At 66.6% G+C, this 26,314-nt stretch carries 26 protein-coding genes; 12 read left to right on the forward strand and 14 right to left on the reverse strand.

Translation table 11 applies throughout. From position 1 onward, the window contains the following. Positions 1 to 63: 63 nt before the first annotated feature. Together G5B40_RS07595 and trpD are read left to right on the forward strand one after the other, a co-directional pair. Positions 64 to 654 (forward strand): anthranilate synthase component II, encoded by a 591-nt coding sequence (locus tag G5B40_RS07595; RefSeq protein ID WP_165097082.1) that lies wholly within the window; start codon positions 64 to 66, stop codon positions 652 to 654. After that, positions 654 to 1,670, forward strand: coding sequence for an anthranilate phosphoribosyltransferase (trpD, locus tag G5B40_RS07600; protein WP_165097084.1), 1,017 nt, complete (start codon positions 654 to 656; stop codon positions 1,668 to 1,670). Before G5B40_RS07595 ends, trpD begins: the two co-directional genes overlap by 1 nt. 12 nt (positions 1,671 to 1,682) lie before the next feature. On the opposite strand, the gene G5B40_RS07605 is transcribed toward trpD, so the two are convergent. Then, positions 1,683 to 2,069 (reverse strand): DUF2237 family protein, encoded by a 387-nt coding sequence (locus G5B40_RS07605; protein ID WP_165097087.1) that lies wholly within the window; start codon positions 2,067 to 2,069, stop codon positions 1,683 to 1,685. A gap of 72 nt (positions 2,070 to 2,141) precedes the next feature. Between G5B40_RS07605 and G5B40_RS07610 the strand changes: the two genes are divergently transcribed. Then, positions 2,142 to 2,687 (forward strand): lipid-binding SYLF domain-containing protein, encoded by a 546-nt coding sequence (locus tag G5B40_RS07610; protein ID WP_246209753.1) that lies wholly within the window; start codon positions 2,142 to 2,144, stop codon positions 2,685 to 2,687. A gap of 145 nt (positions 2,688 to 2,832) precedes the next feature. Further along, complete coding sequence (locus G5B40_RS07615; RefSeq protein ID WP_165097090.1) at positions 2,833 to 3,309, forward strand: DoxX family membrane protein; 477 nt, start codon at positions 2,833 to 2,835, stop codon at positions 3,307 to 3,309. A 46-nt stretch (positions 3,310 to 3,355) separates the two neighbouring features. On the opposite strand, the gene G5B40_RS07620 is transcribed toward G5B40_RS07615, so the two are convergent. After that, positions 3,356 to 4,222, reverse strand: coding sequence for an NAD(P)-dependent oxidoreductase (locus G5B40_RS07620; RefSeq protein WP_165097093.1), 867 nt, complete (start codon positions 4,220 to 4,222; stop codon positions 3,356 to 3,358). 101 nt (positions 4,223 to 4,323) lie between these two features. On the opposite strand from G5B40_RS07620, the gene G5B40_RS07625 reads away from it, so the two are divergent. Beyond that, on the forward strand, positions 4,324 to 6,813 hold the full coding sequence (locus G5B40_RS07625; protein ID WP_165097095.1) for a penicillin acylase family protein: 2,490 nt from the start codon (positions 4,324 to 4,326) through the stop codon (positions 6,811 to 6,813). Positions 6,814 to 6,856: 43 nt separating this feature from the next. On the opposite strand, the gene G5B40_RS07630 is transcribed toward G5B40_RS07625, so the two are convergent. From G5B40_RS07630 to G5B40_RS07675, 10 genes are all read right to left on the reverse strand, one after another. Then, on the reverse strand, positions 6,857 to 7,348 hold the full coding sequence (locus G5B40_RS07630) for a nucleoside deaminase (protein ID WP_165097098.1): 492 nt from the start codon (positions 7,346 to 7,348) through the stop codon (positions 6,857 to 6,859). Between the two features lie 129 nt (positions 7,349 to 7,477). Then, on the reverse strand, positions 7,478 to 8,719 hold the full coding sequence (locus G5B40_RS07635; RefSeq protein WP_165097101.1) for a cysteine desulfurase: 1,242 nt from the start codon (positions 8,717 to 8,719) through the stop codon (positions 7,478 to 7,480). Beyond that, positions 8,716 to 9,288 (reverse strand): YIP1 family protein, encoded by a 573-nt coding sequence (locus G5B40_RS07640; protein WP_165097104.1) that lies wholly within the window; start codon positions 9,286 to 9,288, stop codon positions 8,716 to 8,718. Before G5B40_RS07640 ends, G5B40_RS07635 begins: the two co-directional genes overlap by 4 nt. 160 nt (positions 9,289 to 9,448) lie before the next feature. Continuing rightward, complete coding sequence (locus G5B40_RS07645; RefSeq protein ID WP_165097107.1) at positions 9,449 to 10,009, reverse strand: hypothetical protein; 561 nt, start codon at positions 10,007 to 10,009, stop codon at positions 9,449 to 9,451. Further along, positions 10,002 to 11,300 carry a Fe-S cluster assembly protein SufD gene (gene sufD, locus G5B40_RS07650; protein ID WP_165097110.1) on the reverse strand — a complete coding sequence of 433 codons (1,299 nt, stop codon included), beginning with the start codon at positions 11,298 to 11,300 and terminating at the stop codon, positions 10,002 to 10,004. The genes G5B40_RS07645 and sufD overlap by 8 nt, the downstream gene beginning before the upstream one ends. Beyond that, positions 11,300 to 12,055: a Fe-S cluster assembly ATPase SufC gene (sufC, locus tag G5B40_RS07655; RefSeq protein ID WP_165097113.1), complete on the reverse strand. Its 756-nt coding sequence runs from the start codon at positions 12,053 to 12,055 to the stop codon at positions 11,300 to 11,302. The genes sufD and sufC overlap by 1 nt, the downstream gene beginning before the upstream one ends. Positions 12,056 to 12,283: 228 nt before the next feature. Beyond that, on the reverse strand, positions 12,284 to 12,610 hold the full coding sequence (locus tag G5B40_RS07660; RefSeq protein WP_165097116.1) for a hypothetical protein: 327 nt from the start codon (positions 12,608 to 12,610) through the stop codon (positions 12,284 to 12,286). Next, entirely contained in the window at positions 12,607 to 14,145 is a 1,539-nt protein-coding gene (gene sufB / locus G5B40_RS07665) for a Fe-S cluster assembly protein SufB (protein ID WP_425500077.1), read from the reverse strand. The genes G5B40_RS07660 and sufB overlap by 4 nt, the downstream gene beginning before the upstream one ends. A 15-nt stretch (positions 14,146 to 14,160) precedes the next feature. Continuing rightward, a complete protein-coding gene (locus tag G5B40_RS07670; RefSeq protein WP_425500078.1) occupies positions 14,161 to 15,204 on the reverse strand; it encodes a cysteine desulfurase family protein in 1,044 nt (347 codons plus the stop codon). After that, entirely contained in the window at positions 15,201 to 15,686 is a 486-nt protein-coding gene (locus G5B40_RS07675) for an Rrf2 family transcriptional regulator (protein WP_165097119.1), read from the reverse strand. The genes G5B40_RS07670 and G5B40_RS07675 overlap by 4 nt, the downstream gene beginning before the upstream one ends. A gap of 166 nt (positions 15,687 to 15,852) precedes the next feature. Between G5B40_RS07675 and G5B40_RS07680 the strand changes: the two genes are divergently transcribed. Together G5B40_RS07680 and G5B40_RS07685 are read left to right on the forward strand one after the other, a co-directional pair. Continuing rightward, entirely contained in the window at positions 15,853 to 16,515 is a 663-nt protein-coding gene (locus G5B40_RS07680) for an alpha/beta hydrolase (RefSeq protein WP_165097121.1), read from the forward strand. A 174-nt stretch (positions 16,516 to 16,689) separates the two neighbouring features. Then, on the forward strand, positions 16,690 to 16,857 hold the full coding sequence (locus G5B40_RS07685) for a hypothetical protein (RefSeq protein WP_165097124.1): 168 nt from the start codon (positions 16,690 to 16,692) through the stop codon (positions 16,855 to 16,857). On the opposite strand, the gene G5B40_RS07690 is transcribed toward G5B40_RS07685, so the two are convergent. After that, complete coding sequence (locus tag G5B40_RS07690; protein WP_165097127.1) at positions 16,779 to 17,999, reverse strand: anhydro-N-acetylmuramic acid kinase; 1,221 nt, start codon at positions 17,997 to 17,999, stop codon at positions 16,779 to 16,781. The genes G5B40_RS07685 and G5B40_RS07690 overlap by 79 nt on opposite strands. Positions 18,000 to 18,080: 81 nt before the next feature. On the opposite strand from G5B40_RS07690, the gene tyrS reads away from it, so the two are divergent. Next, complete coding sequence (gene tyrS / locus G5B40_RS07695; protein ID WP_165097129.1) at positions 18,081 to 19,334, forward strand: tyrosine--tRNA ligase; 1,254 nt, start codon at positions 18,081 to 18,083, stop codon at positions 19,332 to 19,334. A 6-nt stretch (positions 19,335 to 19,340) separates the two neighbouring features. On the opposite strand, the gene G5B40_RS07700 is transcribed toward tyrS, so the two are convergent. Continuing rightward, positions 19,341 to 22,778 carry an AsmA-like C-terminal region-containing protein gene (locus G5B40_RS07700; protein ID WP_165097132.1) on the reverse strand — a complete coding sequence of 1,146 codons (3,438 nt, stop codon included), beginning with the start codon at positions 22,776 to 22,778 and terminating at the stop codon, positions 19,341 to 19,343. A gap of 174 nt (positions 22,779 to 22,952) precedes the next feature. Between G5B40_RS07700 and G5B40_RS07705 the strand changes: the two genes are divergently transcribed. The 4 genes from G5B40_RS07705 to G5B40_RS07720 all read left to right on the forward strand — a co-directional run bounded on the left by G5B40_RS07705 (position 22,953) and on the right by G5B40_RS07720 (position 26,185). Continuing rightward, positions 22,953 to 23,429 (forward strand): peroxiredoxin, encoded by a 477-nt coding sequence (locus G5B40_RS07705; protein ID WP_165097135.1) that lies wholly within the window; start codon positions 22,953 to 22,955, stop codon positions 23,427 to 23,429. Then, positions 23,422 to 24,240, forward strand: coding sequence for a ferritin-like domain-containing protein (locus G5B40_RS07710; protein ID WP_246209754.1), 819 nt, complete (start codon positions 23,422 to 23,424; stop codon positions 24,238 to 24,240). Before G5B40_RS07705 ends, G5B40_RS07710 begins: the two co-directional genes overlap by 8 nt. Positions 24,241 to 24,345: 105 nt before the next feature. Beyond that, the gene (locus tag G5B40_RS07715; protein ID WP_165097138.1) at positions 24,346 to 25,683 is read left to right on the forward strand and encodes a DUF5930 domain-containing protein; all 1,338 of its coding nucleotides are present in this window, start codon (positions 24,346 to 24,348) and stop codon (positions 25,681 to 25,683) included. Next, complete coding sequence (locus tag G5B40_RS07720; protein WP_165097141.1) at positions 25,673 to 26,185, forward strand: bactofilin family protein; 513 nt, start codon at positions 25,673 to 25,675, stop codon at positions 26,183 to 26,185. Before G5B40_RS07715 ends, G5B40_RS07720 begins: the two co-directional genes overlap by 11 nt. Positions 26,186 to 26,314 lie beyond the last annotated feature (129 nt).

Raw genomic sequence — 26,314 nt, forward strand, 5'->3', positions numbered from 1 at the left:
ATCTATAGGCGCGAAGGACACCTTGGGGCAAATCGCCCCTCACGCGCGATTTCGGACCATGGCATGATCCTCCTGATCGATAATTACGACAGTTTCACATACAATCTCGTCCACTATCTTGGCGAGATCGGGGCGGAAATCCAGGTGCGCCGAAACGATGCGCTGAGCGCGGCGGAAGCGTTCGGGATGAACCCGGAAGCCATCGTCATCTCACCCGGCCCGGGGGTCCCGGATCAGGCGGGAATCTGCCTCGAACTGGTGAAGAAGGCGCCCGGCGATCTGCCGATCCTCGGCGTCTGCCTCGGCCATCAGACCATCGGCCAGGGCTTTGGCGGCAGGGTGGTGCGCGCGGGTGCCATCATGCACGGCAAGCTCAGCCCGATCCGCCATCAGGGCGCCGGGGTTTTTGAGGGCGCGCCCGACCCGATGGAGGCGACGCGCTATCACAGCCTGATCGTCGAGCGTGAAAGCCTGCCCGATTGTCTGGCGGTCACAGCAGAGACCGAAGACGGGACGATCATGGGACTCGCGCACAAGTCGCGGCCAATCTACGGCGTGCAGTTCCACCCCGAGAGCATCCGCACCGGCGAAGGGAAGCGTCTGCTCGCGAATTTCCTCCACCTCGCCGGGGTCCGGTTGGCGGCGGCGGCCTGATGTCGGACGCGTTGAAGCCGCTGATCTCGAAGGCCGCCGACGGACCGCTGAGCCGGACCGAGGCCGAAACCGCCTTTCACGCGATCATGTCCGGCGACGCCACCCCGGCGCAGATCGGCGGGTTCCTGATGGCGCTGCGCACCCGCGGCGAAACGGTGGAGGAATATGCCGCCGCCGCCGCGGTGATGCGCGCCAAGGCGACGAAAGTGTCGGGCGGCGCGGATGCGATCGACATCGTCGGCACCGGAGGCGACGGCAAGGGCACGCTGAACATATCCACCGCCGCCGCCATCGTGGTCGCCGGGGCCGGTGTGAAGGTGGCGAAACATGGCAACCGCAATCTTTCCTCGCGTTCCGGCTCGTCCGACGCGCTGACCGAGATGGGCGTCAACGTGATGGTCGAGGCGCCGGTGGCGACGCGGGCGCTGAAGGAGGCAGGACTCTGTTTCATGATGGCGCCGATGCATCATCCGGCGATGCGATTCGTCGGTCCCGCGCGGACCGAGCTTGGCGCGCGGACGATCTTCAACATTCTCGGGCCGCTGACCAATCCTGCGGGCGTGAAGCGCCAGCTGACCGGCGCATTTTCGCCGGCGCTGATCCGGCCCATGGCGGAAGTTCTGGCCGCGCTCGGCTCGACCCGCGCTTGGCTCGTGCATGGCGGCGACGGAACGGATGAACTTTCGATCTCGTTTCCCTCGCGCGTCGCCATGTTGGACGCGGGCGAAATCGAGGAGACCGAGATCGCGCCGGAAGACGCCGGACTGAGACGCCATGCGTTCGAAGCGATCATTGGCGGCGGCGCGAAGGAGAACGCGCTGGCCATGCGCCGACTGCTCGCCGGCGAAAAATGCGCCTACCGCGACGCGGTTCTGCTCAACGCCGGCGCGGCGCTGGTGGTGGCGGAGCGCGCGCGCGATCTCAGGGAAGGCGCCGAGATGGCCGCCGAGAGTATCGACACCGGCGCGGCCAAGGCGAAAATCGAGGCGCTGGCGCAGATCACCAGCGCCGCTTGACTCATCGCTTTTTCAGGAAAGATCGGCGGAATGGGCGCGCAGATCGTCAAGGTTCACCACTTCCAGCGCCCGGACATGGGTCGAGGAAAGTCGCACTTTCGGCGCGCATCCCGCCGCCAGCGCCTGCTCCCAGCGCGCCGCGCAGAGGCACCATTGCGCCCCCGGCTTCAGCCCCGAAAAGCCGAATTCCGGTCGTGGCGTGGAGAGATCGTTGCCGACGCGCTTCGAGAAGTCGAGGAACTCGGCCGTCAACACGACGCAGATCGTGTGCGAGCCCCGGTCCGCCGCACTGGTGTCGCAACAGCCGTTGCGGAAGAATCCGGTGATCGGATCCAGCGAGCAGGGTTTGAGCGCGTCGCCCAGGACGTTGACCGACCGGTCGATGGAAGGCGTCGCCATTTCATTCCTCGTTGGAAACTGATCTCTGCGCTAGAGTAACCTATGTTCGGTCGCATGATAAGGAACAGGCCCATGATCCGACTGACCCGCCGCGCCATGATCGCCGGCCTCGCCGCGTTCGCCGTCGCCCCTTCCGCGTCGGCGGAAACGGCGGCCGAGATCGACTCGAATGTCGATTTCGCGCTCGAAAAGCTCTTCGCCACCGTCCAGGGCTCCAGAGAGTTGGCGGCGCGCGCCCGCGGCGTTCTGGTCATGCCCGACGTGATCAAGGGCGGGCTGATCATCGGCGGCTCCTACGGCGAGGGCGCGCTCAGGATCAACGGTCAGACGACCGGCTATTACAGCGTCGCAGCCGCTTCGATCGGTTATCAGATCGGGGTGCAGAAAACCTCGCACGCGCTCTTCTTCATGACCGAAGCGGCGCTGGAAGGTTTCCGGCGCGCGAGCGGCTGGGAGTTGGGCGCGGATGCGGAGTTCACCGTGCCCGGCGACGGCATTTCGCTAGGCATCGATTCGACCACAGCGAAGAGCCCGATCATCGCCTTCGTCTTTGCACAGGATGGACTGTTGGCGGGCGCCAGCCTTGAGGGCGCGAAATACACCCGTATCAAGCGCTGAAACCCGGCCGGGCGGATCGCGGATCATCACGAAAGGTTCAACCCCGATGCGCAATTCGGGGGCGGGCTATCCGGCCGAGCACGTTAGAATGCCGCGGTGAAACGCGGGGCGTCCGGGCTTCGCCACCGAAGCCGGAGCGGCGTTCATGAATCTCGACCGATCGATCACCTCGCCGACGGCGCAGCGTCTCAGTCTCCTTCTGCTGCGAGCGACGACGGGGTTCCTGCTGGTCTGGTCCGGCCTCAACAAGCTTGTAACCGCCAGCACGCCCTTCGCCGTACACCGGCATTTAGAGGTCGACGCGACGACAGGCGCAGTCCTCGGCGTCGCCACCGGGGGCGCGCAGCTCGTCATCGGCGCGCTTTGCGTGATCGGTCTTTGGCGGCGGGCGGCTCTGCCGCTTCAGGCGTTGATCAACGGGTTCACCGCTGCGAGCGTCTGGTGGGCGATCATCGACCCCTGGCGCTGGTACATCACCGGGGTCGATCGGATCGTCTTCAATTCGGCGGTGTTCTACCCGACCAGCATCACCTTCGCGGCCTGCGTCCTGCTCATCGTCTTCCGTCGCCAGGACACGTTGGCTGTGGATCGCTTGCTAAGCGTGGAGCGGGCGCCCGCCTGACCGCCGCCGCGGGGCGCGACGCCCCGCAACCCGAAACCGAGTTCCGTCAGCGCGTCAGGCGGCGCAGCAGGCTTGACGTGTCCCAGCGGCCGCCGCCCATGTCCTGCACTTCACCGTAGAACTGATCGACAAGAGCGGTCACCGGCAGGCGCGCGCCATTCGATTTGGCTTCATCGAGGCAGATTCCGAGATCCTTGCGCATCCAGTCAACGGCGAAACCGAATTCGAACTTGTCCTCGCTCATGGTGACGGCGCGGTTCTCCATCTGCCAGGACCCGGCCGCGCCTTTGGAGATTACGTCGATGACGTCGGGAACCGAAAGCCCGGCGCGGGCGGCGAAATTCACCGCCTCGGACAGCCCTTGAAGCAGCCCGGCGATCGCGATCTGGTTGACCATCTTGGTGATCTGCCCGGAGCCTGAGGGACCGAGCAGTCGGCGCGAGCGGGCGTAAGCGTCCATCACCGGCGCGACGCGGTCGAATTCCGCAGCGTCACCGCCGCACATGATGGTCAGAACTCCGTTCTCCGCCCCGGCCTGACCACCAGAGACCGGCGCGTCGACGAAGCCGAAGCCGGCCTTCTTCGCCGCCGCGTCAAGTTCGCGCGCGACGTTCGCCGAGGCGGTGGTGTGATCCGTGAAGATCGAGCCCTTCGCCATTGTCGAGAATGCGCCCTCCGGCCCAGTTGTGACGGCGCGGACGTCGTCGTCATTGCCTACGCAGGCGAAAACGAACTCCGCGCCTTCGGCCGCCGCCGCCGGCGTCGGCGCGGCGCGCCCGCCGTGATCCTTCAGCCAAGCTTCGGCCTTGGCCGCGTTCCGGTTGTAGACGACCACGTCATGCCCGGCCTTCGCCAAATGGCCCGCCATTGGAAAACCCATTACGCCGAGACCGATGAATGCCGTTTTGGCCATGTTTTCTCTCCGCTCGATCACAGTTAGACTGGCGCGCACAGTCGCCATCCGGCGCGCGTCGGTCAAGGGCGGCGGCGTCGGACAAGCCGGAGAGCGCGTGAATGCGAACCCTGTTCAGAGTACTGCTCTGGCTCACCGGCGGACTGCTTGCTCTGGCGCTCATCGCCGCCGGGCTCGGCTATTACCTCATTTCGCGATCCAAGCCCGATTACGACTCGGTCCAGACGCTCGCCGGGCTCAATGGCGAGGTGGAGATCGTGCGCGACGCGAACGCCGTCCCGCACATCTATGCGCAGACGGACGCGGACGCATATTTCGCGCTCGGCGTCGTTCACGCGCAGGAGCGGCTCTGGCAGATGGAGCTCTCGCGGCGCGGCGCGCAGGGGCGCCTCTCGGAACTGTTCGGCCCCGCCGCTCTTTCGCTCGACCGTCGGCTTCGCGCGCTCGACCTGCATGCGCTCGCGCGCGCGTCGCTTCGCTACCAGTCCGCTGAAACGATCGAGGCGCTCGACGCCTATTCCGCCGGCGTCAACGCCTGGATCGGCGTCGTGAACGAGTCCGCGCTCGGCCGCGGCGCGCCAGAATTCTTCCTGTTCAACGAGGGACTGGCGCCCTGGACGCCCGCCGACAGCATCGCGATCCTCAAGGTGATGGCGCTGCGGCTGACCAACGCCGCCACCATGGAGACCAAGCGCGCCAAGCTGCTGCGGCGCTTGACGCCGGAACAACTCGAAGATCTCTTCCCGGTCTATCCCGATCCCGGCATTCTTTCCCTGCCGACTTTCGCGAAAGGCCATCCGGAGCCAGGAGCGCCAACCGTCACCCGCCGCGCTTCACGCGACGAGGACGACGCGCTCGGCGAACTGGAGGAGCTCTTCTTTCCACCCGCGCGCCGGGCCGGCGCTTCGAATGTCTGGGCGGTCGACGGCGACCGCACCGCCACCGGCGCATCGCTTCTGGCGAACGATCCGCATCTCTGGCTTTCCGCGCCGAGCGTCTGGATGCTTGTCCATGTGGAGTTTCCCGGCGAGGGCGTGATCGGCGGCTCGCTCGCGGGCGTTCCGGCGGTGCTCGTCGGGCGCAACCGTTCGCTCGCATGGGGGCTCACGACCGCGGGCATCGACGATCAGGACGTCTATATCGAGAAGCTCAATCCCGAAAATCCCGACGAATACCTGACGCCCGAGGGCTGGGCCCGCATGACCTCGCGCACCGAGACGATACGTGTGAAGGGCGCCGACGATGTGGCGACGACGCTGCGCTGGACGCGGCACGGCCCGGTCCCGCCCCCGGATCTTTACGATCTCGGGGCGGTGACGCCCGAGGGCCATGTCGCGGCGCTGGCCTGGACGGCGCTGAGCGCCGAGGATCGCTCGCTCGAGGCGGCGTTGAACCTGATGCGTGCGACGACGATCGAAGCGGCGGTGAAAGCCGGCGAGAAAGTCCTCGCCCCCGGGCAAAATGTCGCTGTCGCGGAGAAATCCGGCGTCGGCGTCTTCGTCACCGGCCGCCCCCCGAATCGGCGCATCGGCAGCCGCAGCCACGGCCGGCTTCCGTCGCTCGGCTGGATCGCCGAGAACGACTGGGACGGGCTTGCCGATCCCTCCGCCACGCCGCGTTCGATCCGACCAGCTTCGGGCGTGGTCGCCAACGCCAACAACCGCACAACCAACGCCCCCTTTCCCGATCACCTCTCCTTCGACTGGGAGGCGCCCTATCGCATCCGTCGAATTGAGCAGAAGCTGAACGCGCGCCAATTCCACACTGCGGAAAGTTTCGTCGAGTTACAGAACGACACGGTTTCCGAAATGGCGCGCGCAGTGCTGCCGCTGATCGCCTCCGATCTCTGGTGGACGCGAGACGAAGGCGTCGGCGACGCGCGCGGCGACCGGCGCGACGCAGCGCTGAAAATGCTCGGCGCATGGAACGGCGAGATGAGCGAACATGCGGCTGAGCCGCTGATCTTCGCGGCTTGGATGCGCGCGCTGACGCGGCGCATCGCCGGAGACGAACTGGGAGAGGACCTGTCGGAAATAGAAGGAGCGCGCCCCCTCTTCATCGAGCGGGTCTTTTACGATGTCGACGGCGCCGGACGCTGGTGCGATGTCGACAAGACCGCGCGCGTGGAGACCTGCGCGGAAATTTCCAAGCTCGCACTGGACGATGCGCTCGACGAGCTCGTCGCCGCGCATGGCGCGGACATGTCGACCTGGCGCTGGGGCGAGGTTCACCGCGCGCGCCATCTGGCGACGCCGCTCGGCCTGCGCTGGCCATTCGATCTATTCGTGAATATCGAACATGAGACGTCCGGCGGCGATTATACCGTACAGCGCGCGCAGACGCGTGGGCGCGGGCCTGAGCCCTATCTCAACGTCCATGCGGCGGGCTATCGCGCGGTCTACGATTTCGCCGATCTCGACCGGTCAGTCTACATCATTTCGACCGGAGAATCCGGCCATCTCCTCTCGCGGCATTACGACGATCTGGCGGAACTCTGGCGGGCCGGCGAATATATCCCGATGTCGATGGCCGATAGCGACATCCGCGCCGGCGCGCTCGGGGTGATGAGGCTCCTCCCCGCCGAGGAGTAGCTCTCGGCGCGGCGCGGGGAGCCGGAATCGTGAGCCGGCCCCTTCAGCGCTCGGCGGCGGCGGCGCGGCGATAGCGGCGATGCAGCGTGCGGATCTCATCCGCCAGTTCGGGAACCGGGCCTTCGACCGCGATATCGCGCACGACTTCCTGAATGGACAGGTTGCGCACTGGCGAGGGCGGAACCCCTAGTTCCTCCAGCCAGGCGTGCAACTGTTTCGAGGACGTCGCGTAAACGATCCGCCCCAGCCCCACCCAGCCATGCGCGGCGGCGCACATCGGACAATGCTCGCCCGATGTGAAGACCGTGGCCGCCGTCCGTTCCTCGAGCGTCAAGTTCGCGGCGGCCCAACGCGCCAGTTCGAACTCGGGATGACGGGTGTGATCGCCGCCGGCGACGCGATTGCGATCCTCGGCGAGTATCCTTCCATCCGCGGCGACGAGGACGGATCCGAAGGGCTGATCGCCATGCTCCAGCGCTTCGGCGGCGAGTTCTACGCAGCGGCGCAGATACCGCAATTCGGATTTAGCCAGCATGCGGCCTCCTTGAATTCATCCGACGGCGCGTATCGGCGTCGGACGCTTCCCTCTCATCATGGCGCGCGCGCTCAGCAAGGCCACCCCACGGACCGCCGACAAGGGCGTCCGGAATGCGCGCACCCGGTCTCAGCCAAGGAGTTCGCGACAGAGCCCAAGCGCGTCCACGAGCGCGTCGACTTCCCCGCGCGTGTTGTAAAGGCCGAAGCTGGCGCGGCAGGTCGCGGAGACGCCGAGCGCGTCCATCAGCGGCTGCGCGCAATGGTGGCCGGCCCGGACCGCGACACCCTTCCGATCGATGATCGTCGAGATGTCGTGCGGATGCCCCGCCCCTTCCATCACGAAAGAGAAGATCGCGCCTTTCTCCTTCTGGTGGCCGTGCACGGTCAGCCAGTTCAACGCGCCGAGCCGCTCGGCAGCATAGTCGCGCAGATCCGCCTCATGGGCCGAGATCGCCTCCATGCCAAGACCGGTCATGTAGTCGAGCGCGGCGCCGAGACCGATGATCGGCGCGATGCCGGGGGTGCCGGCCTCAAACCTGAAGGGCGGATCGGCATAGCTGACGCAGTCCTGGCGCACCTCGCGGATCATGTCGCCGCCGCCGAGGAAGGGCCGCATCTCCGCCAGCCGTTCCGGCGCCGCCCAAAGCGCGCCGGAGGCCGAAGGTCCATAGAGCTTGTGCCCCGTGATGGCGTAGAAATCGACGTCCAGATCGTTCAGGTCGACCGGCAGGTGCACCGCCGCCTGGCTGCCGTCGACGCATACCGGGACGCCGCGCTCATGCGCCGCCGCCGCCAGCGTCTTCACGTCGATCACCGCGCCGGTGACGTTGGACATATGGGTGATCGCGACCATCTTCGTTCTCGGCCCGATGGCGTCGATCACCTCGTTCACGTCGACGGACCCATCGGGCGCGAGGCCGACCCATTTCAGCACCGCGCCCTGGCGCTCGCGCAGGAAATGCCAGGGGACGATATTGGCGTGATGCTCCAGAACCGAGAGCACGATCTCGTCGCCAGGCTCGATCCGCGGCGAAAGCCAGCTCGACGCCACCATGTTCAGCCCGAAGGTGGAGCCGGTGGTGAATATCACCCCATCCTCATCAGGCGCGTTCAGAAAGCGGGCGATCTTGCCGCGCACCGCCTCGTAATTGTCGGTCGCGAGATTGGAGAGGAAATGCAGCCCGCGATGCACATTCGCGTATTCCTCGGAATAGGTTTTCGTCACTGAATCGATCACGACCTGCGGTTTCTGGGCCGAAGCGCCATTGTCGAGATATACTAGAGGTTTGCCATGAACCTCGCGCGCGAGAATGGGAAAATCCTTGCGGATCTCCGTGACGTCATAGCGTGGGGCGGCAAGGTGGGTCATGATGTCGATATAAGGTTCGGGAGCAGCAGGGAAAGCACGAAGCCGACGATGAACACGCCGCCGAACAGCCCGCCGGCGACGCGGAGCGCGCTCGCAAAGCCATGCGCCTCGGCGACGAAATTCGCGAGCAGCCAGAGCACGACGCCCACCATGACCAACTGCGCGATGGCGAGAAGGCCGGCGGCGCCGGCGCCGATATCGGGCAACGTCGCCGCCGCGACAAGCGGCGCGAAGATCACCGTCGCGAAACTGTGCCACGCCACTGTGGCGGCGATGTCGCGAAGCGAACCGCGCCCGCCGAGCGCCGCGCCGATCCGGTGAATCAGGATGACCGCGAGCCCGTAGGCGACGAGGCTGAAAGCGAGATTGGAAGCCACGAAGCCAAGCCCCGCCCCACTCTGCCCGCCCGCCACCGCCACGATGACGACAAGGATGGTGTTGAGCGCGAAGGCGAGCCCGAAGATCAACGCCACGGCCTCGTAACTGTTCACCGCGTCTAGTACGCGCCGGATCGCGACGCGGGGCGCGCGATAGCTTTGCAGCAGGAGTTCGATCAGGAGAGTCAGCATCTGGCGCCTGTCAGACGGCGAAAGGCCTGTGCGCCCGGCATGGGCGCGATGGTCAGAACGGCCGTCACGGCCATGACGGGACAGGTGTAGCCGATGGCCCGCGCCGCCGCGACCCCCCGGCGGGCGCAAAGCGGGGTTTCCGCGCCGGCCACCATCGCGCTCACCCGACGAGCGGCAGAAGAAACGCCGCCGCCGCCAGCGCCGCAAACGCCGCGACCACGCGCACGGCGCGAAACCCATGCGCCGCCGCCAGCATCGGCGCGAGCAACGAGACCCAGGCCAGCCCGGCGGCCACCCGCGCCGCGCCACCGAGACCAAGAGCCGCGCCGAAACCGAGCAGAAGCGCCGCAAGCGGGCCGGAGACGAGACCGGACCAAAAAAGCGCGAGCCGGGTTTCACGCCAGCCGCCGACGCCGCCGAAGGCGCGCGCCGCGAGCCGGATCAGCGCCGCTGAGGCGTAGAGCGCCAGAGGAAAGAACGACAGCCCGGCGAAAAGCCGCGCGGCGAACCAGGCCTCGCGCGCCTCACCCACAGCGAGAACCGGGCGGATGGCCTCCGCCGCCATCGCGCCCACGGTAAGGAAGGCGGAGGCGCCGAAAGCATAGGCGAGGAGCCGCGGCTCCCCCGCCCCATCGGCCCATTCCGCGCGCCAGGAAGCGCCCGGCGCCGCCCACGCGGCCGCGATCCGGCCAAAGAGTCCCCGCGCCACGGCGTCAGCCAACGCGGCGGTCGAGCCAGCCGGCGACGCGAGAGCGAATCACATCCGCGATAGCCTCATCGTCGATCTCGGCGACCGCCTCGTCGACGAAGGCGAGAACCATGAGCGCGGTCGCCTCGTCCTCCGGCACGCCGCGCGAACGGAGATAGAAGAGCGCATCCTCATCCACCTCGCCGCAGGTCGAGCCGTGCGAGCAGGCGACGTCGTCGGCGTAAATCTCCAGCTCCGGCTTGGCGTCGAAGCGCGCATCCTCGTCCAGTAGCAGCGCCTGGCTGATCTGGTAGCCGTCGGTCTTCTGCGCATCCTTCTTCACCAGGATCTTGCCCTGAAAGACGCCCTGCGCACCAGATTTCAGAACCTTCTTGAACACCTGCCGGCTCTCGCAGCGTTCGGCGTCATGAGTGACGAAAACCGTATCGTCATGGCGAAAGCCTTCGGCCCCGATGGCCGCTCCGGCGACATGGCCGATCGCCTCGTCACCGGTGAACTCGACCACCGTCTCGTTCCGGGTCAGCCGGCCGTTCACCGTCAGGGTGAAACTCTTGAACAGGCTTCGCTCCGCCAGCCGCGCGAAGATATGCGAGGCCGAAACGCGGTCATGATCGCGCCCCTCGGCGCGCACGTGATGGCAGGTCGCGCCGGCGGCGACATCGATCTCCATCGCCTTGTTTATGCGCGCGGCGGCGGGGCCGTTCTCCAGGATCGTCACCTCCGCGCCGGACTCGACCCGCACGAGATGACGAACGACGGCGTCCGATGTTTCGCTCTCGTGAAGATAGCGGAAATTGATCGGCCGGGCGGACTTCCCGGTGACGCGGACGCAGAAACCTTCGCTCGCGCGCGCCGTGTTGAGCGCGGCGAGCGGGCGCGCGACAGGGTCCTGTCCCGCCGCCTCCAGCGCGCCGAAAAGCCCCTTGGCCCAATGGATATCGGCGCCAAGCGCATCCTGAAGCGGCTGGATCTCCACCCCGTCCAGCGTCGGATCGTCGGAAAGGTCGGCGCGGAATTCACCATCTACAAAGATCAGCCGCAGCGCGTCGACCTCGTCGAAGATCGGGGTTTCGTCCAGAACCAGCGCGGCGGCGCGCGGCGCGCCGTCCACCAGCGGTGCGGGGTCAGTGCGCCGCCAGTATTCGTCACGTCGCCCCGGCCCACCCATGGCGAGCAGGCGCGCGCGCGCCGCATCACGCGCAGATTCGGCCCATGCGGCGCCCTTAGCCGGCGCGGGGTGACGAGCTAGCAGCGTCTCGGCCAACTCGGCCTTCACCGCCTGCGTTCTTGCGCGCGCGTCCATTACGCCACCTGCAACTTGAGATCGGCGTAGCCGTTCGTCTCGACCTCGATCGCCAGTTCCGGACCGCCATTGGCGATCATCCTGCCCTCGGACATGATGTGAACGACATCGGGGCGGATATGGTCCAGAAGCCGCTGATAATGAGTGATGACGAGGAAGGAACGGCCCTTGTCCCGCAACGCGTTCACCCCGTCCGCCACCAGTTTCATCGCATCGACGTCGAGACCTGAATCGGTTTCGTCGAGAATGCACATCTTCGGCTCCAGAAGCGCCATCTGCATGATTTCATTTCGCTTCTTCTCACCGCCGGAGAAGCCGACATTGACCGGCCGCTTCAACATCTCCGCGTCGATCTTCAAATCCTTCGCCGTGGCGCGGATCAGCTTCAGAACGGCGCCGGCGCTCAACTCGGGTTCGCCGCGCGCCTGCCTCTGCGCGTTGAGCGCGGTCCTGAGGAAGGTCATGTTCCCGACGCCCGGAATCTCCACAGGATACTGGAAAGCGAGGAACAGCCCCGCCGCCGCACGCTCCTCCGGCTCCATGCCGAGAATATCCTCGCCGAGCAGCGTCGCGGTCCCGTCCGTCACATCGTAGCCGCTCTTGCCCGCGAGCACATATGAGAGCGTCGACTTGCCGGAGCCGTTCGGCCCCATGATCGCGTGCACCTCTCCTGCGCCGATGTTCAGATCGACGCCTTTCAGGATCGTCTTGTCCTCGTCTGCGAGCTTCACATGCAGGTTTGATATCTCAAGCATAAGTCCCTTCCCGGCGCGTCGCGCGCCACATCATCTGAATACCGGCGCCGCAATCGGCGCGAACCCGGTGAGCACGCCCCAACCGAGGCTTTCCTCTTGGAAGTCCATCGCGTCGACGATGAGAACCGTCCGCGCGACAACCTTCCGCATCGTTTTCGTCCCGGTCGCCGACACGGCATGAGCCTTCATGCCCCATGGATACGACAGCGACCATGTTCCGAACTCTGATCAATCCGGGCCGGAGCGTCGGCCCGGCCCCCGGATCAGAGCCAGCATGCACGCGCTCCACAGCAGGAAGAAGACCAGCCCGAGCGTGATCTCCAGAACCGAAGCCTGCGCCGGAACCAGATGGAGCGGGGCCGCGATCCACTCGACGAACTCGTCCACCATCTGCGAAGCGACGAAGATCACGACATGCGCGAAGATCAGCCACCGCGTCCGCCACGTCACCTCGAGTCGGCCCACATGGCCAACCGAGACGCGCGGCAGCGCGGGCGGCGCGCTCACCTTCTGCGGCGGCGCGCTGGGGGGATCGTCCCGCAGTTCCGCGATCATCCCACCGATCCTTCGAGGCTGATCGCGACCAGTTTCTGCGCTTCGACCGCAAATTCCATCGGTAGCTCCTGCAGCACCTCCTTGCAGAACCCGTTGACGACGAGCGCGACCGCCTCCTCCTCGGTCATGCCGCGCTGGCGGCAGTAGAAGAGCTGATCGTCATCGACCTTGGACGTGGTCGCCTCATGCTCCACCCGGCTCGAGTTGTTGCGGCACTCGATATAGGGAACCGTGTGCGCGCCGCAGTCGCCGCCGATCAGCAGGCTGTCGCACTGCGTGTGGTTGCGACTCGATTTCGCCTTCGGGTGCATCGAGACCAGCCCGCGATAGGTGTTCTGCGCGCGCCCGGCGCTGATTCCCTTCGATACGATCCGCGAGCGGGTGTTCTTGCCGAGATGGATCATCTTGGTGCCGGTGTCGGCCTGCTGGGCGTTGTTGGCGATGGCGATCGAATAGAATTCGCCCTGGCTCTCGTCCCCGCGCAGGATGCAGGAGGGGTATTTCCAGGTGACGGCGGAGCCGGTCTCGACCTGCGTCCACATCACGCGGGAGCGGTCGCCCCTGCAATCGGCGCGCTTGGTGACGAAATTGTAGATGCCGCCGCGCCCCTGTTCGTCGCCCGGATACCAGTTCTGGACAGTCGAATACTTGATCTCCGCGCCCTCGAGCGCGACCAGCTCGACCACCGCCGCATGAAGCTGCGCGGTGTCGCGTTTCGGCGCCGTGCAGCCCTCAAGGTAGCTCACCTTGGCGCCCTTGTCGGCGATGATCAGCGTGCGCTCGAACTGACCGGTGTTCTCCGCGTTGATACGGAAATAGGTCGACAGCTCCATCGGGCAATGCACGCCCTCGGGCACGTAGACGAACGAGCCGTCTGAAAAGACGGCGGAGTTCAGCGTCGCATAGAAATTGTCGGAAATCGGCACGACGGAGCCGAGATATTTCCGCACCAGCTCCGGATAGTCGCGGATCGCCTCCGAGATCGGACAGAAGATCACCCCGGCCTTCGCCAGTTCGTCCTTGAACGTGGTGCCGAGCGAAACGCTATCGAACACCGCATCGACCGCGACCCTGCGCTCCGGCGCCTCTTCGGCGCCCTCGACGCCGGCGAGGATCGCCTGTTCGTTCAGCGGAATGCCCAGTTTCTCATATGTCTTCAGCAGCGCCGGATCGACCTCGTCGAGCGATTTCGGTTTCTCCAGCGCCATGGAGGCCGGGCGGGCGTAGTAATACTGCTTCTGAAAGTCGATCTTCGGATAATCGACCATCGCCCATTTCGGCTCTTCTTTCTCAAGCCAGCGCCGATAGGCGTCGAGACGCCAGTCGGTCATCCATTCCGGCTCGCCGTTCTTCCCGGAGATCAGCCGCACAATGTCCTCGGAAAGGCCCATCGGCGCAAATTCCGTGTCGATCTCGGTCGAGAAGCCGTATTTGTAACGCTCGCCAACCGTGCGGACGGCTTCCACCGTCTCGTCATCGACACCTTCCTTCACACGCAGATCGTCCTTCACACGCATTTCTTCGAGCGCCATCATAACTCCTTCCGGCCTTCAGGCCGCTTTCGCCCGGCGCCGTTGGTAAGCGGCGGTCCAGGCGCCGGCGAAGGCCATGACCTCCGCCTCATCCGTCGTCGGGCCGATCGAGACGCGCAGCGCGCTCGAGGCCGTAATCTTGTCCGCGCCCATCGCCAGGAGGGTGCGGCTCGCGCGGTTGACCTTGCCCGATGAGCAAGCCGATCCGGCGCTGACCGCGAACCCGGCGAGGTCCATCGCCATCACCTGCGTCTCTCCCGGCCAGCCGGGCGCCGCGAAACATGTGGTGTTAGGCAGGCGAGGCGCGCCCCGTCCTATTATGTCGAGCCCCGGCGCCCCGGCTTCAAGGGCATCCTCGAGCCGATCTCTGAGCGCGGCGACATTATCCCATACGCCGGCCTCGAACTCCCCCCGCGCGGCGGCGGCGGCGGCGGCGAAACCGGCGATTCCGATCACATTCTCGGTGCCGGCGCGGCGGCCTTGCTCCTGCCCGCCCCCTTTCAGCAGGGCGCTGGGGGCCGCGGCGGCGATCAGCGCGCCGACGCCTTTCGGCCCGCCGATCTTGTGCGCGGAAAGGAGCGCGAAGCGCGTCTCCGCGCCGAGCCGCCAGCCCGTCCGTCCGACCGCCTGAACCGCATCGACAAGCGCGCCCTGACGGGTCTGCATGACCCCCGTTTCCGGGTTGGCCGCCTGCGCGGCGAGAGGAACGCCGGCGGGCGCCGCCTGCAGCGCGCCCGACGAATCGACAGGAACCGCGCCCGCCAGATGCGCCGCGACGCAATCATGCTCGATGCCGCCGCCGACAAGGCCCGGCAGACTGGCTGCAGCCAACGCCGCCGCCTCGGTGGCGCCGGAGGTGAAGACCACCTGCTCGGCCCCGCACCCGACGAGAGCGGCGATTTCGATTCGCGCCCGTTCGACGATCGCCCACGCGGCGCGGCCCTCCGCATGAACGGATGACGGATTGCCGACCGCGTCCATCGCCGCCAGCATCGCGGCGCGGGCCTCCGGCCGCAGCGGGGCCGAGGCGTTCCAGTCAAGATAGACGCGCGCAGCGGTCACGCCGTCGCCCCCTCCGCGTCTGAATCGCTTTCGAGCATCGTGCCGAAATCCGGCACCGCCGGACAGGGCGCCATGCGATCCTCGATCACATCGGCGATCGTCGTCTGATTCAGGAACACGTAGACATGCGAGGAAAGCTGCTCCCAGAGGTCATGCGTAAGGCAAGTCGCGCGCGACCCGCTGCAACTGTCTTTGCCGCGACTCTCGCATCCCATCGCGTTCAGCCGCTCATCAACCGCCATCATCACCTCGGAGATCCGCGTTCCCGCAGCCCCTTTCGCCAGCCGGTAACCGCCCCCCGGCCCGCGCACGCTGTCGACCACGCCGGCCTTGCGGAGCTTGACGAAAAGCTGCTCGAGATAGGCGAGCGAGATATTCTGCCGCCCGGCGATGTCGGCGAGGCTGACCAGCGCGGCCTCGCCCTGAAGCGCGATGTCGGCGAGCGCGGTGACCGCGTAGCGACCCTTGGTGCTGAGCTTCATATCCGGGCCTCCCAGCCTGCGGCGAATGAGCGCGAATCGTTGACCTTGCAGGCCCGGACCCCCTAATCACAGGGTCGTGCGCGGGGCCTGTCAAACTTTGGAACGGTTCTAAATTGGCTGAGCGCAACAGTCAACGATTCCCCGCCGGTGTTGAACAGGATGCCAGATGCCCGAAGTAATTTTCCCCGGCCCTGATGGGCGTCTCGAAGGCCGCTACCATCCGCAGAAGGAGCGCGACGCGCCGGTGGCGCTGGTGCTGCACCCGCATCCGCAGTTCGGCGGCACCATGAACAACAAGGTCGTCTACAACCTGCATTACATATTTCATCGCCTCGGCTATTCCGTGCTGAGGTTCAATTTCCGCGGCGTCGGGCGCAGCCAGGGGGAGTTCGACCAGGGAATTGGCGAGCTGTCCGACGCGGCAGCCGCGCTCGATTATCTGCAGAGCCTGAAGCCCGACGCCAAGATCACCTTCATCGCCGGATTCTCTTTCGGCGCCTGGATCGGCATGCAGCTTCTGATGCGACGGCCGGAGGCTTCAGGCTTCATCTCGGTCGCGCCGCCGGCGAACATGTATGATTTCACCTTCCTCGCGCCCTGCCCCTCGTCCGGGTTGATCATCAACGGCGAAGCCGACCGAATCGCGCCGCCCGAAGACATCGTGAAACTGGTCGAGAAGCTCCAGTCGCAACGCGGCATCACCGTCACGCACACCACCGTGCCGGGCGCCAATCATTTCTTCGAGGACGGCATGGACGAGATGACCGCCACCGTCGAGCAATATGTCGACCAGCGAACGGCGGAACTGAAGGCGTCGCTGCCGGAATAGACCCGGTGCCGCCCCCGGGCGCGCAAGGCGGCCCGGAAACCGTCTCGGGAACCATCGCTGCGCATCGGGCGTTCCTTCCCGAGAGTGGCGCACGACCGCCCTCGCCGACCGCGACGCCGGGTGACGCACTCGGCTTGCAAGCGTGCGTCTCTCTCGCAAAGAAGGAGACGAGAGATGATCGAACCGGAAGAAAACCCGCTGCACCTGAAGGACAGGCAACCGAAGCAGGGCGACCCGCATGACGAGCCGGCGATCGGCGGCCTCTATCCCCTGGCCGGCGTTTTCGTCTCCGGCGCGCTGCTCGGCGGGATTCTGGTTCTCGTCGCTATGACCTGGACCTGAGCGGGGTTCCGATCCGACCTTGATATCCGTCCGCCGGCGACCGGCGCCGCGCAGCCCGTGGTCGCCGGGGCGGAGATCGGCAGGCCGCGCATGACCCTGACGGCGAGATAGGCGAAAGCCTGCGCCTCGATCAGGTCGCCGTCGAGGCCCACAGCCTCCACCGGATCGACCGGAGCGTCGATCCGTTCCCCCAGCATCCGCATCATCGCGCCGTTCCGCCGCCCGCCGCCGCAGACCAGCCAGCGCGAAGGCGGCGCGGGCATGTGGCGCAGGCTCTCCGCCACGGTTTCGGCGGTGAGCGCGGTCAGCGTCGCCGCACCATCCTCGACTGATAGTCCGTCCACCGCCGCCAGAACCGCCGCAAATTCGTTGCGGTCGAGGGATTTCGGCGGCTTACGGTCGAGATAGGCGGCGGCGGCGTTGGAACGCAGCGCCGCGCGACTCACCCGGCCGGCGCCCGCCGCCGCGCCATCGCGATCCAGCGGCGCGCCGGTTCTTCGCGCCATCCAGTCGTTTATCAGCGCGTTGCCCGGCCCGGTGTCGAAGGCGACAAGCGCGCCCGCAGTCTCGGGCGCCGAAAGCGCCGGATTCACCCAGGTGACGTTGGCGACGCCGCCGATATTCAGAAAGGCGACCGGCACCGCTGCGCCGATATGCTTGGCGAGCGCGAAATGAAAGAACGGCGCGAGCGGCGCGCCCTCACCCCCCGCCTTCATGTCGTCGGAGCGAAAATCCCAGACGACCGGCCGGTTCAGCGCCCGCGCCAGCGCCGCCCCGTCGCCGATCTGCCATGTCCAGCCCTCGTCGGGCGCATGGGCGACGGTCTGACCGTGAAAACCGATCACCGCGGGGGCTTCTGCCGCATCGGCGAGCAGCGCCGCAGCCGCGGCGGCGTGGGCGCGAAGAACGTCGCGCTCGGCTTTCAGCAGCTTGTCCGCGCGCGCCGCGCCGGCGGGTGGGCGAAAGGCGCGCCAGTCCCCCATCACCGCCTCGACATGGCGCATCTCGCCGGCGCGGAACGGGGTTTCGGCGCCCGGCCCGAACGCGGAGATGGTCTCGCCATCGGTGAGGACGAGCGCCGCGTCAATTCCGTCCAGCGAAGTGCCGGACATCATGCCGAGCGCCCAGATCGGTTCCGCCATGCACTTCCCTTTCAGGCCCGCTCCGGTATAGAGCGACGCAACCCGCCCCGCCAGACGCGACCGATCCAGCCGAGACCGAACATGACCTTTTCGCCACGCTCAGACTTCCTCCACACGCTGACTTCGCGTGGGTTCATCCAGGACTGCACCGATCTGCAGGGGCTCGACGACGCGCTGCGCGCCGGGGGCGTTCCCGGTTATGTCGGCTATGACTGCACCGGCGCTTCTCTCCATGTCGGGCATCTGGTGAACATCATGATGCTGCGCTGGTTCCAGAAGACTGGGAACAAGCCGGTCACGCTCATGGGCGGCGGGACGACGCGGATCGGCGACCCGTCCGGCAAGGACGAGGCGCGCCAACTCCTGACCAACGAGCAGATCGGCGCGAACATGGAGGGGATCAAGAAAGTCTTCTCCGCCTACCTGACGTATGGCGGCGGGCCGACCGACGCGATCATGCCCAACAACGCCGACTGGCTGGACGCGCTGAATTATGTCGATTTCCTGCGCGATTTCGGCCGGCATTTCACCATCAACCGGATGCTGACCTTCGACAGCGTGCGCCTCCGGCTCGACCGCGAGCAGCCGCTGACCTTCCTCGAATTCAATTACATGCTGCTTCAGGCCTATGATTTCATGGAGATGAACCGCCGCATGGGCGTCCGGCTCCAGATGGGCGGCTCCGACCAGTGGGGCAACATCGTCAACGGCGTCGATCTCACGCGTCGGGTGAACGGGGCGGAAGTGTTCGGGCTGACCTCGCCGCTCCTGACCAAGGCGGACGGGACGAAGATGGGTAAGACCGCCGGCGGCGCGGTCTGGCTGAACGAGGAGATGCTGCCGGCGTATGATTTCTGGCAATTCTGGCGCAACACCGCGGACGCCGATGTCGGCCGCTTCCTGAAGCTCTTCACCGAATTGCCGCTCGACGAGATCGCCCGGCTCGAAGCGCTCGAAGGGGCGGAGTTGAACGAGGCGAAGGAGATCCTCGCGAACGAAACCACCGCCCTCTCGCGCGGCCGCGAGGCGGCGAAGCGCGCGGCGGCGACGGCGGCGGAGACTTTCGGGGCCGGCGGCGCGGGCGCCGACCTGCCCCGGGTCGATTTCAACGCGGCCGAGATCGCCGCCGGACTCAGCGCCGCGCAGCTTTTCGTCCGCGCCGGGCTCGCCGCCAGCGGCAAGGAGGCGAAACGGCTGATCGCCGAGGGCGGCGCTCGCGTTAACGACGCGCCAGTGACGGATCCGGGACGGCTTTTCGGCGCCGGGGATTTCGAGACCGGGCCGTTGAAGCTCTCCGCCGGCAAGAAGCGCCACGCGCTGGCCGGACGCGCCTGATCCGGATTAGCGCTCCGTGTCGTCCTTGAGCGGCGTGAGGCTGGTGGAGGCGTCGGCCTCCACCTCCGCCGCACCTTCGAATATCCGCCGCAGGATGCCCGGCGCGAGAACGGAAAGCGGGTTGACGTAGACATCCGGCGTCGCGATCGGTCCATTGACGGAAAACGTGAAGGCGAACAGCCCCTGGCCATCGCCGCCGGTCAGAAGTTTGCCGATAAGTGGAATACCGCCAACCGCGCTGTTGATCCGGTAGAGCGGCGTGAAGACGCCGCTCATATCCAGCCTGTCCTCCCCAATCACGTAGTCACCGGAGATATTGACGCCGATCGACGGTCCTTTCGCCACGGCATCGTCGAGCGCAATCCGTTCGTTTTCATAACTGAAGGGCGCGAGAATGCTGTCGAAGACGATTCCGTTGTCGCGCATCTTCTCGCGAAGATCGGAAAGCTCCGCGCCCTCCAGCATCTGCTCCAGCTTGGCGTCCTTGTGAATGACGATATTGCGCACCCGGACATCGCCCGAGAGACGCAGAGGATCGCCCTTGGCGATATCGGCCCGAAGAACCAGAACCCCGCCCGAGCCGTCCTCGAAGGCCTTGGCGTCGCGCAGAAAACGCCCGGCGTCGTCGATGCGGAGCCGCATCCGCCCGCCCTCCGGCCCGCGCATCAGGTTGGCGCTGACCGGCGCGCCCTCGGCGAGTCGCGCATCCGCCGCCGCGACCACCTCATTGACCACGGTGCGACGCAGGAACCCTTCGACATCGTTGAAGGCCCGGTCCTCAGTCACCCGCAGTTCGCCGATTTTCGCGTCGACGCGGAACGGCGCGATCGGACCGGCCTCGGCCTCCGGCGCGTCGAGACCGTCGGAGATCGCTTCGTCGATCAGATCGTCGAGGCTGGTGAGGTCCAGAAAAGGCCCATTTACGGCGATTCGCCAGAAGCGGCCCTCGCGCTCGGCGTTCAGCTTCAGGTCGACGCCGCCACGATATCGGAACTCGGTAAGCTCAACGCGCTCCGGCGCGCCCTCCGCATCGGTCGCGCCGGCGCCGGCCGCGACCAGATCGGCCGAGCGCAGCGCGAACTGGTCGAGCGTGAGCCGGCTTCCCGCAAGCACCCCGGCGGCGGAAAGCGATCCCTTGGCTCCGGCCGGCTTCGACCAGCCGATCTCGGGGATCGAAAGCGTAGCGCCATCGAGCGCCGTCTCGATCGAGAACTGCGTCGAAACGGCGGTGGGGGAAATCGTCGCCACGACCTGCGCGCGCCCGTCGGAGAACCACGCCTGATCGATCCCGAATTCCGCCAGCCGCGCCGGCGTCACATCCGCGCGCGCGGTGATCGACCGCTCGGACGGCGAAAATTCCTCACGCCAAACGATCTCCGCCGGGATCGTCCCGACGATAACGTCGCCGGCAAGCAGGAAGCCCGTCGTGCTCGCGTCCAGCGTCAGCGTATCGGCCGAGGCGAGCCGCTCCAGCCCAGGCGCCGTCAGCGCGACGTCGTGAAAGACGGCGGTGGCCGAGGCCGCGACATCCTCCAGCAACAAGTCCTTCAGCAACGGGATCGTGGTGACCGCTTCGATCTCCGCCGTCCCTGCGACCTCTCCAAACGGCACGCCGAGCGCCGAGGTTAGCTTCAGCGGCTCGCTGTCGATCAGCGCCAGCGCATCCGCAACGGCGCCGGTCGCCCGTATGGTCGCGGTTCCGGGCGTCGCCGGATGGTCGAGATCGGCGATCACGAAGGTCGAACCGGCGAGCTCCAGCACGCCGCCGCCCACGGGCCTCACATGCCCTTCGTCGAGCGACAGCGAGAACCGCTTGAGATCGACCTGGCCAGAGCCGACTCCGCCGCGGATCGGCGGCATCGGCCTGAGCGGATAACCGACCGCGTCGCGAAAGGTGAAATCGATCTTCAACTCCTCCTCGGCGCCGCCACCGAGTCGCACCACGGCGTTCGCGTCGACGATCTCCGCCGCCTCCATGTTCGCGAGCATCCATTCGCGCGCGCCAGGGGCAGCCTGGCGCGGCCAGTGCGCCATCATTTCGTCCAGCGTGAAATCACCGCCATCGATCGTCATGTCGGCGCGCCAGCCGCCGACCTCCGGCCAGAGCCGTCCCGCGGCCGCGAGACGCATTCGCTCACGATCGAGCCGCAATTCGCCGATCTCGATCAAGAGCGGGTCCAGCGTAACCCGTCCGGTCAATCGTCCTTCGCCGTAAGCGAGCGGCGCATCGAAAAACTCAGGCGCGGAGACCCCTATGTCATCAAAATCGAGCTGGGCGACGACGTCGCGCGGCGCAGAATCATCGCCCCGGTTAACCTGCACGAATCCGGCCGCGCGAAACCGGGCGCGCTCGGCGTCGAGCGAAGCTTCATCGATCTGAAACCGGCTGGTTTCCGGCTGATAGGTGAAGTCCAACGCGGCGGCGCTGATCGGCTCCGACGTCTCCTCATCGAACGCGATGCGTCCGACGCCGGCCTCGAACCGCCCGGTGAGGGCGCGCAACGTTCCCTCCATGTCCATCTTCAGATCGATCTCGCCATCGACCGGCGCGTCGAACGCCGCGAGCCAGTCGAGCGCGACGATCTGTCCCGCGATATCGCCCGGCGACGCATTCTCGAACCGAACCGACAGGTCGATTTCGTCCGCGCCGACGCGTCGGCCACGTATATCGCCCGAAACCTGACCATGCCGCCCGCCGTCGAGCGCGACGCGGGCGCGCGCCGCCAGTCCGCGCCGCCCGCTCCAGAAGGTGATCTCCACCCCTTCCGCCCGGTAGACCCGGTCGGCGAACTGGTCGAGATAGAGGATCGAGGCGTCACGCAGCTTCAATCTTCGCCGGCCCGGAGCATCAAACAGATCGTCCCCCTCGCCATCGTCCGCCCCATCCGAATCGGCGCTCGGCTCTGCGGCGGTCGCGGCGAGAAGGATCCTTTCGAACGCCGCCGCGCCATCGCCGGACGCATCGTCCGAGAGGCCCCCAAAGCCGAAACGGAACGCGCCGGAAGGCGCCCGCACCAATCGACCGGATAGCCCGGTCAGGACGACGTCGCTGGGGATGAAACGCCCGGCGATCAGGTCCGATGTACGGAACCGCGCGGAGAGTTCGGGCGCCAGCGCGAATGGCCCGGTCTCATCGTCGATCAGCACGGCGTCGCTAATCGTTATCATCGCGCCGCCGCGTTCGTCCTCCGTCACGAATTCAATCCGCGCCGATCCGATCGAAAGGCGGGCGCCCGGCAGCCGCGCGGAGGCTTCACGCTCAATTAGCGGCAGCAGCGGATCGAGGTCGATCGGCCCCGCGACGAGCCTGAGATAGACTGCGCCGGGCGCGAGAATGGCGACGAGGAGAAGCGCGCTCAGCACCCCACCGACAATTCGTCCGAGTCGCGAGGCGAGACCGCGGCGTTCGCGCGGCGTCCGGGCGCTCTTCTTCTCTTCGCTCATCGTCCGCATCGCGCCATGCGCTCTCCTGTCGCCGATACCCCCCTTGACGCAAGGCCCGGCGAAATCCCTATGGTCGCGATGGGCGCGCCGCGGAGCGGCGTCTCCCGGCGGCGGTCCCGATCAGGTTCCCGGCGCACCTTAACCATGAATCCGATCCGCTTGAAGGAGCGACTGATGCCAAATCTCCAAGGTCCGAAGCCGGGCGACGCGGCCCCCGCGTTCACATTGCCCGCCCCCGGCGGCGAGGTCGCCCTCGGCGCGGGAACGGGCGGCAAAACCGTCCTCTATTTCTATCCGAGGGACGACACGCCCGGCTGCACTACCGAGGCGCTCGACTTCACCACCGAAGCGGCGGCGTTCGCGGCCGCCGGCGTCACGGTGATCGGAGTCTCCAAAGACAGCGTTCAGAAACACGAGAAGTTCATTGCGAAACACGGGCTCGGGGTCGTTCTCGCCTCCGACGAGCACGGGACCACCGCCGAAAATTACGGCGTCTGGGTCGAGAAGAACATGTATGGAAAGGTTCATATGGGGGTGGAGCGCGCCACTTTCCTGATTGACGCCGCAGGCGTCGTCCGGCAGGTCTGGCGCAAGGTGAAGGTGAAGGGCCACGTGGCCGACGTTCTCAGGGCGGCGCAGGCGCTTGACTGATACGCCGCACCTGACCCAGCTCGCGCTTGGCGTCCTGACGGAGAGCGACGCGCGCGAAAAGGCGCGAAAGGCGCGGGCGGCCGCGGCGCTCTGGCGGGACGCCCGCGCCCGGGGCGAGGCGCGGATAGGCGACACTCCGCCACCCGACGCGCCCGCGCGCCCGGCGACGCCCTTGCTGCTTCCGCCACGCGATATGCCGAAGCGGCGCCGGGGCGGGGCGGCTGGCCGCGCGGCGCTGCTCCACGCCATCGCGCATATCGAGTTGAACGCGATCGATCTGCACTGGGACATGGCGGCGCGTTTCGCCGACCGCGACCTGCCCACCGGGTTTTTCGACGACTGGGTCGCCGCCGGCGATGACGAGGCGAAGCATTTCGGCCTGGTCGCCGACCGGCTGGAGGCGATGGGAACGCATTACGGCGCCCTGCCCGCTCACGCCGGCATGTGGCGCGCGGCGAAGGACACGCGGGCGGATATCATGGCGCGGCTCGCGGTCGTGCCGATGGTGCTGGAGGCGCGCGGGCTGGACGTGACGCCGGGGATGATCGCGGCTTTCGAGGCGGCCGGCGACGAGAAAAGCGTCGCCGCGCTTCGCGTGATCTACGCCGAGGAGGTCGCGCATGTCGCCTATGGCGCGAAGTGGTTCAATTTCCTCTGTGGCCGGCGCGACGATGACCCGAAACCCGCATTTCACGCCCTCGTTCGCAAATATTTCCCAGCCGGTCCGAAACCGCCCTTCAACGAAGAAAAGCGCGGGGAGGCGGGCCTGCCGCCCGATTTCTATTGGCCGCTCGTCAATGACGCCGGGTGAGGCGAGTAAATTCTTGATGCTCGCCCGCCGATCGCGTAGGCACATCGGCAACGCGGATCAAAAATCCGCGATAAGAACTAGGCGAGAGAGAGTGGCGGAGGCGGAATGCTCCAGAGACTAAGCGAAGGCGTGAACCGACGTCTTGCGTTCTTGTTTCCGGAACGACGGCTGATTCTGCGCTCGGAGGCCAGCACGCGCTATTTCCGGGTCTCGCCGCTCGCGCAGGTCTGCGCGGCGGCGCTCGTCGTCGCTGGACTCGGCTGGACCGGCTTTGCAAGCCTGAAGCTGGCGCAGACCGCGATCCGGGCTTCGGCCGCGACCGAACGGCTGGCGGCGACAGAAGCCGCCTACGAAGCGCGGATAGCAACCCTGACGCGAAAGACGATCCAAGCCGCCGAAGCGCTCTCGATCGCGAGGAGAGCGGCGCATCTTTCCACCGCGCGTCTGGCGGAAGAGCATGAAACACTGACCAATGCGATGGCGAATGGGCGCGAACTCGCCGCCCGGCTTCAATCCGAGCGCAGTCGTCTCGTCAGCCTCGCCGAAGAGCATGACGCCGCGTTGACGCTCTGCCAGGCGACCGAGAACCGGGTCGCGACGCTGGAGGCCGCGCTCGCCGAAAAGAGTCGCGAGGCCAAGTCGCGCGCCGACATGCTCGCCGCGCTCAACGCGACGCTGGACGACGTCGTCACCGCCCGCGACGACGCCGCCGAGACCACGCAGTCGCTAACCCTTCAGATCGACGAGCTAAGCGAAGAGATATCTGAACGCGCCGCGCGCCAGGACCGGCTGTTCACCCAGCTCGAGGATGCGGCCGCGGCCAGCCTCGGCTCGCTCGAGAGCGTATTCGAGGAGACCGGAGTGAAGCTGGATCCGATCCTCGACGCGGTTCGCCGTGAGCATGGCGGCGCCGGCGGCCCGTTCCTGCCCGCCGATGAGGTAGAGGCGCTGAGCGAAGATGCGGACGACGCGCCGCGCCTGGCGGCGCTGATGTCGAATCTCGAGCGCGTCAATCTGCTCCGCATCGCGGCTGATCGCATGCCGTTCGGACGGCCGGCGACCAGCGTGCGCTATACGTCGCCTTTCGGCGTCAGGCAGGACCCGATCAACGGCCGGCGGGCGCGTCATACCGGCCTCGACATGGCCGGGCGGCGGGGCTCGCCCATCCATGCGACCGCGGCAGGAAAGGTCGCCTATGTCGGCTGGCGTCGCGGTTACGGCAAGGTGGTGGAGATTGAACATGCGTTCGGCTACGAAACCGTATACGCTCATCTCAACCGGACCCGCGTGAAAGTCGGCGCTCACGTCGAGCGCGGCGACCGGATCGGTGATATGGGCAGCACCGGGCGCAGCACCGGCACCCATCTTCACTACGAAGTCCGAATTGACGGCACCCCCGTCAATCCCGTGAAATATATCGAGGCCGCACGAAATGTTCTCTAAGAGCAAGACCAACGAACCCGCTCCGAAACACGAAGCGCACACCATTTCTCCGAAATCGTCGACGCCGGGCGCTCCGCCTGCTTCGTCCGCCGCCCCCTCCGCCACGGCGTCGTCATCCGCGGCGAAACCGAAGGCGGCCCCCTCTGTGATCTCGACCGATCTGAAGATCACCGGCAACCTCACCACGAATGGCGACATTCAGATCGAGGGCACGATCGAGGGCGACATCCACGCGCATCTCGTAACCGTCGGTGAAACAGCGGTGATTTCGGGTGAGGTCGTCGCCGACGACATTGTCGTCAATGGCCATGTGAAGGGACGGGTGCGCGGGCTCAAGGTACGCCTGACATCATCCGCCAAGGTCGAGGGCGATATCATTCACAAGACCATCGCTATCGAGAGCGGCGCCCATTTCGAAGGCTCGGTGCAGCGCGCCGAGGACCCACTCAAGACCGCCGGCGCCGCGCCAGCGGCTACCAAACCGGCGCACGGCGGCAACTGAACCGGATCGCGCCCGCCCGCCGGCCGGCCGGGCGCGTGATGTCGTCGCATGTTCCATGAGCTTGCGACAGCGCGTCGACATCGATCGCATTTTATGTAAGATCTATTCAATCACGATGTGTGTGTAGTG

Source organism: Pikeienuella piscinae, assembly GCF_011044155.1.
Lineage (GTDB): Bacteria > Pseudomonadota > Alphaproteobacteria > Rhodobacterales > Rhodobacteraceae > Pikeienuella > Pikeienuella piscinae.